This window comes from Pseudomonas sp. KB-10, from assembly GCF_018221585.1.
Lineage (GTDB): Bacteria > Pseudomonadota > Gammaproteobacteria > Pseudomonadales > Pseudomonadaceae > Aquipseudomonas > Aquipseudomonas yangonensis.
In genome coordinates this window covers 773,924-788,894 of sequence record NZ_QYYB01000001.1, presented here as the reverse complement: position 1 = coordinate 788,894, position 14,971 = coordinate 773,924, and the positions used below count along the sequence as shown (strand labels likewise).

At 64.0% G+C, this 14,971-nt stretch carries 15 protein-coding genes; 9 read left to right on the top strand and 6 right to left on the bottom strand.

All coding sequences use genetic code 11. The features are described 5' to 3' along the window. Window positions 1-165 precede the first annotated feature (165 nt). From DXK50_RS03580 to DXK50_RS03570, 3 genes are all read left to right on the top strand, one after another. Window positions 166-711 (top strand): TRAP transporter small permease subunit, encoded by a 546-nt coding sequence (locus tag DXK50_RS03580; RefSeq protein ID WP_161864177.1) that lies wholly within the window; start codon window positions 166-168, stop codon window positions 709-711. Continuing rightward, the gene (locus DXK50_RS03575) at window positions 704-2,080 is read left to right on the top strand and encodes a TRAP transporter large permease (protein WP_212629354.1); all 1,377 of its coding nucleotides are present in this window, start codon (window positions 704-706) and stop codon (window positions 2,078-2,080) included. The genes DXK50_RS03580 and DXK50_RS03575 overlap by 8 nt, the downstream gene beginning before the upstream one ends. 97 nt (window positions 2,081-2,177) lie before the next feature. After that, a complete protein-coding gene (locus tag DXK50_RS03570) occupies window positions 2,178-3,080 on the top strand; it encodes a D-hexose-6-phosphate mutarotase (protein ID WP_161864175.1) in 903 nt (300 codons plus the stop codon). Here DXK50_RS03570 and DXK50_RS03565 read toward each other — a convergent pair. The 5 genes from DXK50_RS03565 to purE form a co-directional block, all read right to left on the bottom strand. After that, a complete protein-coding gene (locus DXK50_RS03565) occupies window positions 3,077-3,547 on the bottom strand; it encodes an FAD/FMN-containing dehydrogenase (protein ID WP_212629353.1) in 471 nt (156 codons plus the stop codon). The genes DXK50_RS03570 and DXK50_RS03565 overlap by 4 nt on opposite strands. Window positions 3,548-3,565: 18 nt before the next feature. Then, the gene (locus tag DXK50_RS03560; RefSeq protein WP_212629352.1) at window positions 3,566-4,102 is read right to left on the bottom strand and encodes a DUF3299 domain-containing protein; all 537 of its coding nucleotides are present in this window, start codon (window positions 4,100-4,102) and stop codon (window positions 3,566-3,568) included. 75 nt (window positions 4,103-4,177) lie between these two features. Beyond that, the gene (locus tag DXK50_RS03555; protein WP_161864172.1) at window positions 4,178-4,423 is read right to left on the bottom strand and encodes a GlsB/YeaQ/YmgE family stress response membrane protein; all 246 of its coding nucleotides are present in this window, start codon (window positions 4,421-4,423) and stop codon (window positions 4,178-4,180) included. Window positions 4,424-4,510: 87 nt separating this feature from the next. Beyond that, window positions 4,511-5,596 carry a 5-(carboxyamino)imidazole ribonucleotide synthase gene (locus tag DXK50_RS03550; RefSeq protein WP_212629351.1) on the bottom strand — a complete coding sequence of 362 codons (1,086 nt, stop codon included), beginning with the start codon at window positions 5,594-5,596 and terminating at the stop codon, window positions 4,511-4,513. Beyond that, window positions 5,596-6,087 carry a 5-(carboxyamino)imidazole ribonucleotide mutase gene (gene purE / locus DXK50_RS03545; RefSeq protein ID WP_011920449.1) on the bottom strand — a complete coding sequence of 164 codons (492 nt, stop codon included), beginning with the start codon at window positions 6,085-6,087 and terminating at the stop codon, window positions 5,596-5,598. The genes DXK50_RS03550 and purE overlap by 1 nt, the downstream gene beginning before the upstream one ends. Window positions 6,088-6,363: 276 nt before the next feature. Between purE and adhP the strand changes: the two genes are divergently transcribed. After that, window positions 6,364-7,386 carry an alcohol dehydrogenase AdhP gene (gene adhP, locus DXK50_RS03540; RefSeq protein WP_212629350.1) on the top strand — a complete coding sequence of 341 codons (1,023 nt, stop codon included), beginning with the start codon at window positions 6,364-6,366 and terminating at the stop codon, window positions 7,384-7,386. 129 nt (window positions 7,387-7,515) lie between these two features. After that, a complete protein-coding gene (locus tag DXK50_RS03535) occupies window positions 7,516-8,310 on the top strand; it encodes a hypothetical protein (protein ID WP_212629349.1) in 795 nt (264 codons plus the stop codon). A 26-nt stretch (window positions 8,311-8,336) separates the two neighbouring features. On the opposite strand, the gene DXK50_RS03530 is transcribed toward DXK50_RS03535, so the two are convergent. After that, complete coding sequence (locus DXK50_RS03530) at window positions 8,337-9,212, bottom strand: hypothetical protein (protein WP_212629348.1); 876 nt, start codon at window positions 9,210-9,212, stop codon at window positions 8,337-8,339. Window positions 9,213-9,374: 162 nt separating this feature from the next. Between DXK50_RS03530 and DXK50_RS03525 the strand changes: the two genes are divergently transcribed. The 4 genes from DXK50_RS03525 to ggt all read left to right on the top strand — a co-directional run bounded on the left by DXK50_RS03525 (window position 9,375) and on the right by ggt (window position 14,942). Beyond that, window positions 9,375-10,367, top strand: a complete 993-nt coding sequence (locus DXK50_RS03525) for an AraC family transcriptional regulator (protein WP_212629347.1) — start codon at window positions 9,375-9,377, stop codon at window positions 10,365-10,367. A 468-nt stretch (window positions 10,368-10,835) separates the two neighbouring features. Beyond that, complete coding sequence (locus DXK50_RS03520; RefSeq protein ID WP_212629346.1) at window positions 10,836-11,864, top strand: histone deacetylase family protein; 1,029 nt, start codon at window positions 10,836-10,838, stop codon at window positions 11,862-11,864. A 63-nt stretch (window positions 11,865-11,927) separates the two neighbouring features. Next, window positions 11,928-13,022, top strand: coding sequence for a polyamine ABC transporter substrate-binding protein (locus DXK50_RS03515; RefSeq protein ID WP_212629345.1), 1,095 nt, complete (start codon window positions 11,928-11,930; stop codon window positions 13,020-13,022). Between the two features lie 246 nt (window positions 13,023-13,268). Continuing rightward, window positions 13,269-14,942: a gamma-glutamyltransferase gene (gene ggt, locus DXK50_RS03510; RefSeq protein WP_212629344.1), complete on the top strand. Its 1,674-nt coding sequence runs from the start codon at window positions 13,269-13,271 to the stop codon at window positions 14,940-14,942. The last annotated feature ends 29 nt before the right edge of the window (window positions 14,943-14,971 follow it).

The following is a 14,971-nucleotide window of genomic DNA, read 5'->3' as shown; positions in this document are numbered from 1 at the left end:
CGTGACCTACAAGCCTAGCGACTGCGACTAAAGTTGTACGGGCATTGCTGCAATACCCTTTGCCTGCCTAGAATCGCCGGCCTGCGGCCCACAAGGCCGCTGGTGGCGTGATGTGCAGCCAACCGGCCGCTGTCTGTCTCCTACTCATAACGATAAGGACTCACTATGTCCGACAAGCCTTCATTTCCCCTCGCTATTGCAAATTTAATCGATGCTCTCAACAGCTGGTTCGGCAAGGCCTGCGCATGGCTGACCGTGTTTCTGGTGATCGGTACCGCCATCGTCGTGGTCCTGCGATACGGCTTCGGTATCGGTGCGACCGCTCTACAGGAGGCAGTTCTATACGCTCACGCACTGGTGTTCATGGGGGCCGCAGCCTGGGTGCTGCAGCGCAACGGCCATGTGCGTGTCGACATCTTCTACCAGAAGTTCAGCGGCCGCCGTCAGGCGCTGGTGGAGATCTTCGGTAACCTGCTGTTCCTGCTGCCGGTGGCGCTGTTCCTCGGCTGGGCCAGCTGGGATTACGTCAGCAACTCCTGGGCGACGCTGGAGGCCTCCAGCGAGTCCGGCGGCCTCAAGTTCGTCTTCCTGCAGAAGAGCATCATCCTGGTGCTGGTCGTCAGCCTGGTACTGCAGGGCATTTCCAATCTGATCAAGGCGCTCTACGTCATCAGCGGTCGCCTGCCGGCTCCGGAGGTGAAACATGGCTGAGTTGATGGCGATTCTGCTGTTCGTCAGTATTTGCGTGGCCTTGATGGCCGGCTTCCCGGTGGCTTTCACCCTGGCCGGCGTTTCCCTGCTGTTCGCCGGTATCGGCGTGCTTACCGGCACCTTCGATCCAGGTTATCTGAGCGCCCTGCCGAACCGCCTGTTCGGCATCATGAACAACCAGACCATGCTCGCCGTGCCGCTGTTTGTGTTCATGGGCGTGATGCTGGAACGCTCGCGAGTGGCTGAAGATCTGCTCGAGTCCATGTCGCGCCTGTTCGGTACCCTGCGCGGCGGTCTGGCGATTTCCGTGTGTGTGGTCGGCGCGTTGCTGGCGGCCTCCACGGGCATCGTCGGTGCCACCGTGGTGACCATGGGCCTGCTGGCGCTGCCGACCATGCTGCGCCGCGGCTACGACCCGGCCATCTCCACCGGCACCCTGGCCGCCACCGGCACGCTGGGCCAGATCATCCCGCCATCCATCGTGCTGGTGCTGCTGGGCGACGTGATGTCCAGCGCCTATCAGCAGGCGCAGCTGAAAATGGGCATCTTCTCGCCGAAGACCGTTTCGGTCGGTGACCTGTTCGTCGGCGCGCTGCTGCCCGGCCTGCTGCTGGTCGGCCTGTACATCCTCTACATCATCGCCACTGCGATCTTCCAGCCGAAGAAACTGCCGGCGTTGCCACAGGAAGAACTCGGTCCCATCGAATGGGGCAAGCTGGCCAAGGCACTGGTGCCGCCGCTGATCCTGATCGGCGCGGTGCTGGGGTCGATTCTCGCGGGTTACGCAACCCCCACCGAAGCGGCTGCATTGGGCGCCGTAGGCGCGATGCTGCTGGCTTTCAGCAAGGGCAAGCTGAACTTCGGCCAGCTCAAGGAAGTGGCGTACGGCACTACCGAAATCAGTGCCATGGTCTTCATGATCCTGATCGGTGCTTCGCTGTTCTCCCTGGTGTTCCGCGGCTTCGGCGGCGAAGTGCTGATCGAGGACGTGTTCGCGCAGTTGCCAGGCGGCGTGCCCGGTGCGTTCTTCCTGGTGATGGTGGTGATCTTCCTGCTCGGCTTCATCCTCGATTTCATCGAGATCACCTTCGTGGTGGTGCCGATCGTCGGGCCGGTGCTGCTGGCCATGGGGCTCGACCCGATCTGGCTGGGCGTGATGATTGCGCTGAACCTGCAGACGTCCTTCCTTACGCCGCCGTTCGGCTTCGCCCTGTTCTACCTGCGTGGCGTGACGCCGGCGAGCATTGCCACCAGCACCATCTACAAGGGTGTGGTGCCGTTCATCCTGATCCAGATTCTGCTACTGGTGATCGCCTACATCTTCCCGGGCCTGATCACCTGGCTGCCGGAACAGGTTTACGGCAAGTAGGTCATAGCTTGCAGTCAGCAGACGCCCGTCCCTGTGACGGGCGTTTTGCTTCCTGCGTTGTCACACTATCGGTCATCTATCTCAACGAGAGGTCGTCATGAGTACCGCCCAAGTCGAACGCGTGGAACTGGACCAACTGACCTGCTGGCGGATCCGCGCTGCTGGCAGCGAGCTGCTGGTGGCTGAGCAAGGCGCGCAGGTCCTCAGCTACCGGCAGGGCGACCAGCCCCCGCTGATCTGGCTGAGCCCGGATGCGGCGTATCAGCGTGGGCAGAGCGTGCGCGGTGGAGTGCCGGTGTGCTGGCCCTGGTTCGGTGATCTGCGGCGCAATCCGCAGGCCGTGCAGGCGCATTATCAGCTGGAGCAGGCGCCGGCCCATGGCCTGGTGCGGGCGCTGGACTGGGAGTTGCGAGGCATCGACGAAGAGGATGATGTCGTCACCCTGCGCTTTGCCTATGACACGCGCACCCAGCCTCTGGAAGGCTGGCCCCGGGATGCCGGTCTGACCTTCGTCGTGCGCCTGGCGCAGGACCTCGGCATGAGCCTGGAAACCCACAACCGGGGCGTCACGCCGCTGACCCTGAGCCAGGCGCTGCACAGCTACTTTGCCGTCAGCGATGTGCGTCAGGTCAGCGTCGAGGGACTGCAGGCCTGTCGTTATATCGACACGCTGCAGAACTGGCAGGAGCTGCGTCAGCTGGACGCGCTGGTGTTCGACGCGGAAACCGATCGCATCTATCTCGATACCGCAGCACGGTTGAGCATCGTCGACCCCGGCTGGGGCCGGCGCATCCATCTGGATGCCCGTGGTTCACGTTCGGCCGTGCTGTGGAATCCGTGGATCGACAAGGCCAGGCGGCTGTCGCAGTTTCCCGATGACGCCTGGCAGAACATGCTCTGCATCGAGACGGCCAACGTACTGGAAGACGTCGTGCAGCTGAACGCTGGCGAGCGGCATCGGCTGGAGCTGCGACTGTCCAGCGAGCCACTGGCCGGTTAGTGCGGCCCCTGCTGTTCCAGCGCCTGGCGAAGCGGCTCGGCGCTGGTGAAGGCCTGTTGCCGAACCAGCTGCCCATCCTTTAGCTGCAACCACAGCACTTCGCCCTCGCCAGCCGGATAGCGCGGCGCGATGCGGGCGTCGCGGTCGAGCAGGATGCGGTAGTTGTAGTCGCGCATCTTCGGCAGGGCGAAGAGGCTGGCGATGACGCCGGGCATGCGACTGATGTCGGCGAGAAAGACCGCGTAGCGCTGCTCGAGATAACCCTTTGGCTGACCTTCCAGCGCGGCGTTGACCAGCTTGGCGCCGTCCATATCGCGGGCGACCAGCAGGATCTGCGTCTCGTCGTTCAGGGTGTAGGGCGCATCGAACTGATCCAGCAGCGTCCAGGGCGCCAGGCGCTCGCCTGGCTCAAGGGCCAGCGCGGCGCTGGTGAACAGGCACAGCAATATCAGGGCGGCAGCTTTCATGCGCGGACTCCAGGGCGATCAATAAAGATCTGCGTCGGTCACCAGGCGCACTTCGCCTGCCTCCATGGCGTAGGCGGCGTCGGCCAGCTCGTTGCTGATCTGCTCCACCTTCAGCGTGCCGCTGACCCACAGCGGTGCGTAGATGTCCTCGAGTGCGATGCCCTTGGGGTAGCGCACCAGCACCAGCTGGTTGGGCGGCGGTGGCGGCACGTGGATGCAGGCGCCCGGATAGGGCACCAGGAAGAACAGGGTGCTGTTACCTTTCTCGTCGCTTTCCAGCGGCACCGGATAGCCGCCCAGGCGGAGTGCCTTGCCGTCGAGTGCGGCGACGGTCCTGGTGGAGTACATCACCGCCGGCAGGTCCTGATCCTGCTGACGCAGGCCGCCTTCGCTGTAGAAGGTGCTGTCGCCTTCGGGGCTGTCATGGCTGATCTCGGGCATTTCCTCGAGGGCCTTGCGGTCCTCGGGAGGCATCAGGTCGAGCCAGTCGGTTTCCGGCAGTTCGGCGTGAGCCAGGCCGGTAAGCAGTAACAGGGCGAACAGCAGGTGGCGCATGGAATCAGGCATCTCGTGGCGGCGTGAATGAGAAGCCGAGGGACCAGGCGTCCATCGGCTCCTTGAAGAAGGGCCTCAGCTCTTCTTGATCGCGCCGTAGATTACCAGCAGAACGATGGCGCCGATCACTGCGCCGATAAAACCGGCGGCCTCGCCGGCTTCATAGATGCCCAGCGCCTGGCCGCCGTAGGTGGCCGCAATGGATCCGCCGATGCCGAGCAGGATGGTCATGATCCAGCCCATGCTGTCATCGCCGGGTTTGAGGAAGCGTGCGACCAGACCGACGATCAGGCCGATGAAAATGGTGCCGATAATGCCCATTGGCGTATCTCCTTGATCCAGGTCACCGCGATTGCGGCAACCTGATATCTGACCGACGCAGGTACTATCGGTTCGCCAGTGGCCGGATTACGTCTTGCTGATCAGGGCTTCGACGGCAGCGATACCGGCATCGAGGCTGGCCCGGTCGGCGCTGCGCAGGGTGGCGTGGCCGACCTTGCGGCCGGCCTTGAAGGCCTTGCCGTAGTGGTGCAGATGGCAGTCGGTGATGCTGATCACCTTGTCCACCGGCGGCACTTCGCCGATGAAATTGAGCATCGCGCTTTCGCCCAGCTTGGCGGTGGAGCCCAGCGGCAGGCCGGCGACGGCGCGCAGGTGGTTCTCGAACTGGCTGCACTCGGCGCCCTCGATGGTCCAGTGCCCGGAGTTGTGCACGCGCGGGGCGATCTCGTTGGCCTTGAGGCCGCCGTCCACCTCGAAGAACTCGAAGGCCAGCACGCCAACGTAGTCGAGCTTGTCCAGCACGCGGCCGACGTAGTCCTCGGCCAGCGCCTGCAGCGGGTGATCGGTGCTGGCGATGGACAGGGCGAGGATGCCGCTGTCGTGGGTGTTGTGCACCAGCGGGTAGAAGCGGGTTTCACCGTCGCGGGCGCGCACGGCGATCAGCGACACCTCGCCGGTAAAGGGCACGAAACCTTCGAGGATGCATGGCACGCTGCCCAGCTCGGCGAAGGCGCCGGTGACGTCTTCCGGCTTGCGCAGGACCTTCTGGCCCTTGCCGTCGTAGCCCAGGGTGCGGGTCTTCATCACGGCCGGCAGTCCGATGCTGGCCACGGCGGCATCGAGGTCGGCCTGCGACTGGATGTCGGCGAACTCGGGCGTGGGGATGCCCAGCTCGCGGAACATGGATTTCTCGAACCAGCGGTCACGGGCGATGCGCAGGGCTTCGGCACTCGGGTAGACCGGCACGAACTGCGAAAGGAAGGCCACGGTTTCCGCCGGCACGCTCTCGAATTCGAAGGTGACCAGGTCGACTTCGTCGGCCAGCTGGCGCAGGTGATCCTGATCGCCGTAGTCGGCGCGGATATGCTCGCCAAGCGCCTGGGCGCAGGCGTCCGGCGCCGGGTCGAGGAAGGCGAAATTCATGCCCAGCGGAGTGCCCGCCAGGGCCATCATGCGGCCCAGCTGGCCGCCACCGATCACGCCGATCTTCATTACTGCGCCCTCGGGTCCGGATTTTCCAGCACGGTGTTGGTCTGCTCGTCGCGGAACTGCTTCAGCGCCGCATGGAACTGCGGGTGCTGGTGACCGAGGATGCTGGCGGCGAGCAGGGCGGCGTTGACCGCGCCGGCCTTGCCGATGGCCAGGGTGGCGACCGGGATACCGGCCGGCATCTGCACGATCGACAGCAGCGAGTCGACGCCCGAGAGCATGGACGACTGCACCGGCACGCCAAGCACCGGCAGGTGGGTCTTGGCCGCGCACATGCCCGGCAGGTGAGCGGCGCCACCGGCACCGGCGATGATCACCTGGATGCCGCGGGCCTCGGCCTCTTCGGCGTACTGGAACAGCAGGTCCGGGGTGCGGTGGGCGGAAACCACCTTGACCTCGTGAGGGATGCCCAGCTTGTCCAGCATCTCGGCGGTGTGGCTAAGGGTGGACCAATCGGACTTGGAGCCCATGATCACGCCAACCAGTGCGCTCATCAAAGTGCCTCTTCTCTCGGGCGCCTCGCGGCGCGTCAAAAACCAACAAGCCACGCGGGCTAGCCAGCGTGGCTTGTCATGATTCGTTGGCCGGGTGCTGCCGGCCGAAGGCCGCGCAGTATAACGCAAAGCCGCCGCTGACGGGCAGTGGCGACGACCGTTTGTCATGCCGGCGGTGCGATGCGGGGAAAACCGCCTAAACCTTGCTCTGGAGCAATGCCGGCGTGGGCTGCGCGCGCACACTGGCCAGACACTCGCATGGAAGAGGAACAGCGTATGAACCAGACCATGAAAGCCGCAGTCGTCCACGCCTTTGGCCAGCCGCTGCGTATCGAGGAGGTGAAAACCCCGCTACCCGGCCCGGGGCAGATTCTGGTGAAGATCGAAGCGTCGGGTGTATGCCACACCGACCTGCACGCAGCCGAAGGCGACTGGCCGGTGAAGCCGAGCCTGCCGTTCATTCCCGGTCACGAGGGCGTCGGTTATGTGGCGGCGGTCGGCAGCGGCGTGACTCGGGTGAAGGAAGGCGACCGTGTCGGCGTGCCCTGGCTCTACACCGCCTGTGGCTGTTGCGAACACTGCCTGACCGGCTGGGAAACGCTCTGCGAGAGTCAGCAGAACACCGGCTATTCGATCAACGGTGGTTACGCCGAATACGTGTTGGCTGACCCGAACTACGTCGGTATTCTGCCGAAAAGCGTGGATTTTCTGGAAATCGCGCCGATCCTTTGCGCCGGGGTTACGGTTTACAAGGGCCTCAAGGAAACCAGGGCACGCCCTGGCCAGTGGGTGGCCATCTCCGGCATTGGCGGTCTTGGTCACGTGGCCGTGCAGTACGCCCGCGCCATGGGTCTGCACGTGGTCGCGGTGGATGTCGACGACGCCAAGCTGGAGTTGGCGCGCAAGCTCGGTGCCAGCCTGACCATCAACGCGCGCAAGGAGAACCCGGCCGAGGTGGTGCAGCGCGATATTGGCGGCGCCCACGGCGTGCTGGTCACCGCAGTGTCCAACGCCGCCTTCGGCCAGGCCATCGGCATGGCGCGCCGGCACGGTACGGTGGCGTTGGTCGGTCTGCCGCCGGGCGACTTCCCCACGCCGATTTTCGAGGTGGTGCTCAAGGCCATCAGCATCACCGGCTCCATCGTCGGCACCCGCGCCGATCTGCAGGAGGCGCTGGACTTTGCCGGCGAAGGGTTGGTCAAGGCCACGGTGCACAGCGACAGCTTGGACAACATCAACGGCATCTTCGATCAGATGCGCGGCGGACAGATCGAGGGGCGGGTGGTGCTGCAGTTCTGAGCCGGCAGGGAGGGTCGCCAGTCGTCGACTGGCGATTTTCCTACAGCCCGTGCGAGGACGGGCGCACAGATTGCCGTCTTGGCGCTGGCTATACTGCGCAGCCTTCATTCCCGTACAAGGACGTGCCGCATGAATCGCTATCTGTCGTGCTTTGCCCTTTCTCTTCTCTCGCTGCAGGTGTTCGCCCTTGAACTGGCCAAGCATCCGCAGGTATTCGACGCCGGCCAGGGCGTCAGTTTGGCGCTTGCCCCGTCAGCTGACGGCAAACAGGCCCTGGTACAGGTGCGCGGTATCAACCATCCGCTCGACGAGGTGGTGTTTCTCACCGAGGTGCGCGAGCTGGGCAACGAGCAGCGCGACTACAGCATTCGCCTCGACGGTCGTGCCTACAACCTGTTGAACAAGCGCCGTGCCTGGAGTGGTGAGAGCTTCCAGCTCAACCTGCCTGATACTCAGGGCTTCGAGCTGGGTTACGACGAAGACAAGAGCAAGGCGCTCAAGCCAGGCGAGCTGCTCGCGCTCTACCAGAAGCAGGAGAAGGACGGCGTACAGGCCAAGCTAGCCGCCTTCGACCGTGAAAAACGCGTGGCCGAGTACAGTGCGCGCTTGCAGGCGGCGGACGCTGAAGCCTCGCAGGCCTGTGGTGCGCAGCTGAGCACCACCGTCGACTGGAAGGGCATGGCCGACGAGCAACTGATCAGCCTCAGCGTGCCGAGTTTCTGCGCAGAGGTGGTCAACCAGATGGCCTATCTGTGTGGCAAGGATGATCGCTACATGGCCGAGGCCAAAAGCCTCGACAGCGTCGACTGCCAATTCGGCGAGCAGATGAAACTGCGTGAGAAGGACGGCCGCTTGCAGTTCACCACCCATCCGCAAGAGCCCAACCAGGGCGATTTCATCAACGCTATCCTGCGTAATCGCTAATCAGGATCCCCGCCTTCGGGCGGGTATTACCCCTCGTTGTCGAGCAGCTCGAATGCCGTCAGGCGATCGACGCCCTGGCCCATGAACAGGGTGAAGGGCCGGCCAACCTCTACCGCAAGGTCGGCGCAGCGCTCGTGATAGCCGTCGCCCAGTAGCGTGCGTTGTCCGATCAGGACGTGTTTGCCCATGCTGCCGATCTCGAACACCAGTTTCCTGATAGGCCCTGTCAGGTCGTCGTCGTTGTCGATGATCACTTCTACCCGGCGTTCGTCCACGGCCTTCTGCAACTCCGGATCGCTGAAGTGAAGCCTGGCCGGCCTGCGCTCGCTTTCCATGTCCAGGTAGAGCTGGCCAATGCTGCCCGGCTTGCCTTCATCGCCCCAGTTTCGGGCTCGTTGAAAACTCAGCGCGGGCAGTTGCTCATTCAGTTGCACCTCGATACGGCAGAACACTTCTTCCAATGCAGAGGTTCGGGCAAGCGCGTTGAGCTTCTCTTGCTTGACCAGGAACGGTCGGCCACGGGCGATGAACGAGGTGCGCAGCGGCATCGGCAGCTCACCCTCGATGCCGGTAATCTCTAGGGTGGCCGGCCAGTGTTCTCTGGCCTGCAAGATCGGCTGCAAACGCGCGGTCAGGGCTTCACGCTGCACAGGCTCCAGTGGCTTGGACTGCAGCCTGACCATAAGCGCCTGCTCATTACCATCGACCAGCGTGTAACGCAGATGGCCCGGGCGATAACCCAACTCCTGGAAGAGTCTTTGCAGGCTATCGAGATAGGTGCCTCTTATGCCGGCGCCCTCACGAATGGATTCGTCGAATCGCAGTTTGACCTGGGGTTCCTGCCCGCAGGCAGCGAGTAGCAGGCAAAGGGGTAGCAAAGCGGTACGCAGCAGGGGTCGCATGAGGTTCATCCTTGAAAACGGCAGCGGACTTTAGCACGCCCGACCTTTGGCAGACCTTGCACGAGTACGCGGCGCGCGACGCCGGCCTGAATGCCTTGGCATATGAAAGTGCAAGGCATGCTTCTTGCGTTCTTTTGTCCATCTGCACTGACGGAACGCATCATGCTGCACGCCTCGCTGACCACCCTGCACGTGGTTTCCCTAATCCTGCAACGCTTCGCCGACCAGCCCGAGCTGCAACCGCAATTGCTGGCCGGGAGCGGGATTGGTGCGGCCGATCTGGACAATGCCGATGCGCGCATCACCCGGGTGCAGGAACTGCAGGTGTGCGCCAATGCCCTGGCCCTGCGTGCCGATCTGGGGCTGGAGCTGGGGCGCAGTCTGCATGTTTCCTCCTATGGGCTGCTCGGTTACGCCGCGCTCTCGGCTGCCACCTTTGGTGACGCCTGGCGCCTGTTGCTGCAGTACCCGGCACTGCTCGGCACCTATTTTCGTCTCGACCTGCAAGTAGAGGGCGAGCAGGCCTGGATCAGCGCCAGCGGCTACCACCATGCCGAAGCGCTGGAAGTATTCAACGTTGAAATGTGTCTGGCCTCGCTGAAGCTGATCGGCGACGAACTGCTGCGCCAGCCGCTACCGCTGTCAGGCGCAGAGTTCACCCATGCCCGACCGCGCTACGTGAAACGCTACGCGCACAGCTTTCCCTGCCCGCTGCGTTTCGCAGCGCAGCGTAATGCCTTCGCTTTTCCCGCCGAGTTGCTGGAGCGCCGTTTGCCGCTGGCCGACAGCGTTACCCATGGCGACATGGTGGAGCGCTGCCGCCGCCTGAACGCCGAGTTCGGCAGCCGCCAGGCCTGGCTGGAGCGGGTGCGCCAGTTGCTCGCCGCACAACTGGCCGAGCCACCGGGGCTGGAGAACCTGGCGCAGCAGATGCACTGCTCGCCGCGCACCCTGCGCCGCCATCTGCAGGAGCTGGGCACCAGCTACCAGGGCCTGCTCGACGAGCTGCGCTTCGAACGCGCCAAGGCGCTGCTCAGCGAGCAGCAGTGGCCGGTGTACCGCATCGCTGAAGTGCTGGGATTCAGCGAAACGGCCAGCTTCCGCCATGCCTTCCAGCGCTGGAGTGGCGTGCCGCCGAGTCGCTTTCGTGCCTGACCCGGATGCCATCCGGGAATGCCTGGCGCCTTTCGCCAGGTTGCATCCGGCCACCAGCCGCCTCGTGGGAGCGGCTTCAGCCGCGATAAAGGCTCGCCGCTGAAGCGCCTCCCACGGCCTCGTATGTGGGCGTGAAATCTGGCCATTTCGCTTGATGGTTGCCACGCTGCATGGGAACCCCCTGACTGGGCTCTCTGATTGACAGTACTTGGCAGCGAGCGCGCAGCCTCCGATATGTACCCCCACGGGGATCGTGAGAACCACTCGATCCGTAGGAGCGGCTTCAGCCGCGATAAAGGCTCGCCGCTGAAGGGCCTCCCTCAGCGCCGCCGGACTCGGGGTGTGCGGTCCAGGGCTGTGCCATTGCAATTTGGCCATTTCGATCCCCTTTTGGCCGTTGCCAGCGTTCTCGGCGCCGACCGAGCAGGCGAACAATGCAGGCACAACAACGAGCCTGGAGCGCCTTGCATGCTCACCTACTACAGTGACGACCACCACCTGCACCACGGCAAATGCGAGCTGATCGACGGGCAACTGATGCCCTGCTTCGAGAAGCCGCAGCGCGCCGACCATATCCTGCAACGGGTCAAGGATCGCCGGCTGGGCGAAATCCGCGCGCCCAAGGATTTCGGCCTGGCGCCCATCGAGCGCATCCACAGCAAGGCCTACCTGGAATTCTTCAAGAGTGCCTGGGCGCGCTGGCAGGAGCAGGGCGGCAAGGACGACCTGCTGCCGTTCACCTGGCCGGCGCGCACCCTGCGGCGGATGATCCCCAATGACCTGCACGGCCAGCTCGGCTACTACAGCTTCGACGGCGGTGCGCCGATCACCGCCGGCACCTGGCAGGCCGCCTACAGCGCCGCGCAGGTGGCGCTCAGCGCCCAGGCCGAGATCGCCAATGGCGCCCACAGTGCCTTCGCCCTGTGCCGTCCGCCAGGCCACCACGCCGCTGGCGACTTGATGGGCGGTTACTGCTACCTCAACAACGCCGCCATCGCCGCCCAGGCCTTCCTCGATCAGGGCCGCAAGAAAGTCGCCATCCTCGATGTCGATTACCACCACGGCAACGGCACTCAGGACATCTTCTACCAGCGCAGCGACGTGCTGTTCGCCTCGATCCACGGCGACCCGGCCGAGGAATTCCCGTTCTTCCTCGGTTATGCCGACGAACTGGGCGAGGGCGACGGTGAGGGCTGCAACTTCAACTACCCGTTGCCGATGGGCAGCTCCTGGGAGACCTGGAGCGCAGCGCTGGAACAGGCCTGCCAGCGCATCGCCGGATATGGCGCCGAGGTGCTGGTGGTATCGCTGGGCGTGGACACCTACATGAAAGACCCGATTTCGCAGTTCAAGCTCGACAGCCCGGACTACCTGGCCATGGGCCGGCGCATCGCCGCGCTGGGCCTGCCGACGCTGTTCATCATGGAAGGCGGCTACGCGGTGGAGGCCATCGGCATCAACGCGGTCAACGTGCTGGAAGGCTTCGAGGGCGCCTGAATGACGCCTCGTCCGCGATCAAGAACCTGCCAAACAAGAGCAACATTTCAGGGGTGAGAAACGATGAAAGCCATCAAACAGATGCTCGGCGCCGCCCTGTGCGGCGCCACCCTGCTCAGCGGCGCGGTGCAGGCCAAGGAGCTGCGCGTGTACAACTGGGCGGATTACATCCTCCCGGAGGTACCCAAGGACTTCCAGAAGCAATCCGGCATCCAGATCACCTGGGACACCTTCGAGACCAACGAGGCGCTGGAAGCCAAGCTGCTCACCGGCAACTCCGGCTATGACCTGGTGATCCCCTCCAACCAGTTCCTCGAAACCCAGATCAAGGCCGGCGTGTTCACCCCGCTGGACAAGTCCAAGCTGCCCAACTGGAAGAACCTCGACCCGGTGCTGCTCGGCCTGCTGGAGAAGAACGACCCGGGCAATCAGTACGGCGTGCCCTACATGTACGGCACCGTGCTGATCGGCTACAACCCGGACAAGGTCAAGGCCGCGCTCGGCGACGATGCGCCGGTCAACAGCTGGGATCTGGTGTTCAAGCCCGAGTACATGGAGAAGCTGAAATCCTGCGGCGTGGCCATGCTCGACTCGCCCACCGAGATCATCCCCATTGCCCTGCACTACCTGGGCCTGGACCCCAACAGCGCCAATCCCGCCGACTACGACAAGGTCACCGAGCTGCTGCTCAAGGTGCGCCCGTACGTGGCCTATTTCCATTCGGCCAAGTACATGACCGATATCGCCAACGGCGACATCTGCGTGGCCATCGGCTATTCCGGCAGCTTCTACCAGTTCGCCAACCGCGCCAAGGAAGCCGGCAACGGCGTGGTGATCAACTGGCGCCTGCCCAAGGAAGGCGCGCCGATCTGGTTCGACACCTGGGCCATCCCCAAGAGCGCGAAGAACGTCGACGAAGCCCACGCCTTCATCAACCACCTGCTCGAACCCAAGGTGATCGCGCCGATCAGCGATTTTCTCGGCTACCCCAACCCCAACGTGCCGGGCATGGAGCTGGTGGGCGCGGAAATCGCTGATGACCATGACCTGACCCCGACGCCGGAGCTGCAGAAGTCGCTGTACGTGGTACAGCCGCTGCCGCAGAAGATCGAGCGCGTGCGTACGCGGGCATGGACCTCGGTCAAGTCGGGTAAGTGATCCACTAAAAGCTCGCGGTTAAAGCCCTTCCACAGAGTGCGCCGCTTTTGTGGGAGGGGCTTTACCGAGGTGCCCACGTCTAAGTGGGCAACTGCGTTTGCGCCGCTCCGCGTCACGCCTGGTGACGCTGACGATCCTGATGGACGCAGAGCGTCCCGGGCTGCATTGCCCGCGGGGCGTTGCAATGATCAAACGGCGGGTCGCAGGCCTACACTCAACAGGCACAATAAAAACCGAGGTTTCTCCATGCGCGTTTTTCACTTCAAGACTCTGACGCTCAGCGTCGCTCTCGCCGTCGGCAGCAATGCCGTGCTGGCCGCCAGTCTGGAAGGCGGTGCTGTCGCCGCACCGGATCAGTACGCCGCCAAGGTCGCCGCCCAGGTGCTCAGGAACGGGGGAAACGCGGTGGATGCCGCCGTCGCCACCGCCTTCACCCTGGCCGTCACCTACCCCGAAGCCGGCAACATCGGAGGCGGAGGTTTCATGACCCTGTTCATGGACGGCAAGCCGTATTTCCTCGACTACCGGGAAACCGCACCCAAGGCGGCGACCAAGACCATGTACCTGGACGACAAGGGAGAGGTGATCGAAAACCTCAGCCTGGTCGGCGCCCAGGCTGCCGGCGTGCCCGGCACGGTGATGGGCCTGTGGGAGGCGCACAAGCGTTTCGGCAAACTGCCATGGAGCGATCTGATCACCCCCGCCATCGGTTATGCGAACGACGGCTTCAAGGTCGCTGACCAGCAGTTCCAGTACCGCGAGGACGCCATCGGCCTGTTCAACGGCCAGACCAACTTCACCGACTACTTCGGCACCATGCGCCCGGGCGAGGTATTCAAGCAGCCACAGATGGCAGAGACCCTCACGCGTATCGCCGCTGTGGGTCCGGACGAATTCTACAAGGGCAAGACCGCCGACCTGCTGGTCGCCCAGATGCAGCGTGACGGCGGGTTGATCAGCAAAGAGGATCTGGCCGACTACCGCGCCAAGTGGCGCGAACCGATGCGCGTCGACTGGCAAGGCAACACGCTCTACACCGCGCCGCTGCCCAGCTCCGGCGGCATCGCCCTGGCCCAGCTGATCGGCATCAAGGAGCAGCGCGCCGCCGACTTCAAGGGCGTCGAGCTCAACTCCGCGCGCTACATCCATCTCCTGGCCGAGATCGAAAAGCGCGTATTCGCCGACCGCGCCGACTACCTGGGTGACCCGGACTTCTCCGACGTTCCGGTCGACAAGCTGGTGGATGCCCAGTACCTCGAGCGCCGCGCCGGCGAGGTCAACCCGACCGCTATCTCACCGACCGAGCAGGTACGCCCGGGCCTGGAGCCGCACCAGACCACGCATTTTTCCATTGTCGATGCCGACGGCAACGCGGTCAGCAACACCTACACGCTGAATTGGGACTTCGGCAGTGGCGTGGTGGTCGAGGGGGCCGGCTTTCTGCTCAACGACGAGATGGACGACTTCAGCGCCAAGCCCGGCGTGGCCAACGCCTTTGGTGTGGTAGGCAGAGATGCCAACGCCATCGAACCGGGCAAACGCATGTTGTCCTCGATGAGCCCGAGCATCGTCACCCGTGATGGCAAAGTCAGCCTGGTGCTGGGTACGCCCGGCGGCTCGAGGATCTTCACCTCGATCTTCCAGGTGCTCAACAACGTCTACGACTTCAAGCTGCCACTGGAAAAGGCCGTCGCCGCCCAGCGCGTCCACCATCAGCTGCTGCCCAAGGACACCATCTACTACGACGCCTACGCACCGCTCACTGGCGAGGTCGCCGACGAGCTCAAGGCCATGGGCTATGTGCTCGAGGACCAGGGCTGGAACATGGGCGACATCCAGGCCATCCGTGTCGACGGGCGCAGCCTGGAAACCGCCTCCGATCCGCGCGGTCGTGGCGTCGGCCTGGTGGTGAAACCCTGAGTCAGGGGCCGCGCGCCGATCAGCGGTTT

Bases quoted from the DNA above. Each gene is read 5' to 3' on its own strand.
- DXK50_RS03580 (WP_161864177.1), top strand. From the start codon at position 166: ATGTCCGACAAGCCTTCATTTCCCCTCGCTATTGCAAATTTAATCGAT.
- DXK50_RS03575 (WP_212629354.1), top strand. From the start codon at position 704: ATGGCTGAGTTGATGGCGATTCTGCTGTTCGTCAGTATTTGCGTGGCC.
- DXK50_RS03570 (WP_161864175.1), top strand. From the start codon at position 2,178: ATGAGTACCGCCCAAGTCGAACGCGTGGAACTGGACCAACTGACCTGC.
- DXK50_RS03565 (WP_212629353.1), bottom strand. From the start codon at position 3,547: ATGAAAGCTGCCGCCCTGATATTGCTGTGCCTGTTCACCAGCGCCGCG.
- DXK50_RS03560 (WP_212629352.1), bottom strand. From the start codon at position 4,102: ATGCGCCACCTGCTGTTCGCCCTGTTACTGCTTACCGGCCTGGCTCAC.
- DXK50_RS03555 (WP_161864172.1), bottom strand. From the start codon at position 4,423: ATGGGCATTATCGGCACCATTTTCATCGGCCTGATCGTCGGTCTGGTC.
- DXK50_RS03550 (WP_212629351.1), bottom strand. From the start codon at position 5,596: ATGAAGATCGGCGTGATCGGTGGCGGCCAGCTGGGCCGCATGATGGCC.
- purE (WP_011920449.1), bottom strand. From the start codon at position 6,087: ATGAGCGCACTGGTTGGCGTGATCATGGGCTCCAAGTCCGATTGGTCC.
- adhP (WP_212629350.1), top strand. From the start codon at position 6,364: ATGAACCAGACCATGAAAGCCGCAGTCGTCCACGCCTTTGGCCAGCCG.
- DXK50_RS03535 (WP_212629349.1), top strand. From the start codon at position 7,516: ATGAATCGCTATCTGTCGTGCTTTGCCCTTTCTCTTCTCTCGCTGCAG.
- DXK50_RS03530 (WP_212629348.1), bottom strand. From the start codon at position 9,212: ATGCGACCCCTGCTGCGTACCGCTTTGCTACCCCTTTGCCTGCTACTC.
- DXK50_RS03525 (WP_212629347.1), top strand. From the start codon at position 9,375: ATGCTGCACGCCTCGCTGACCACCCTGCACGTGGTTTCCCTAATCCTG.
- DXK50_RS03520 (WP_212629346.1), top strand. From the start codon at position 10,836: ATGCTCACCTACTACAGTGACGACCACCACCTGCACCACGGCAAATGC.
- DXK50_RS03515 (WP_212629345.1), top strand. From the start codon at position 11,928: ATGAAAGCCATCAAACAGATGCTCGGCGCCGCCCTGTGCGGCGCCACC.
- ggt (WP_212629344.1), top strand. From the start codon at position 13,269: ATGCGCGTTTTTCACTTCAAGACTCTGACGCTCAGCGTCGCTCTCGCC.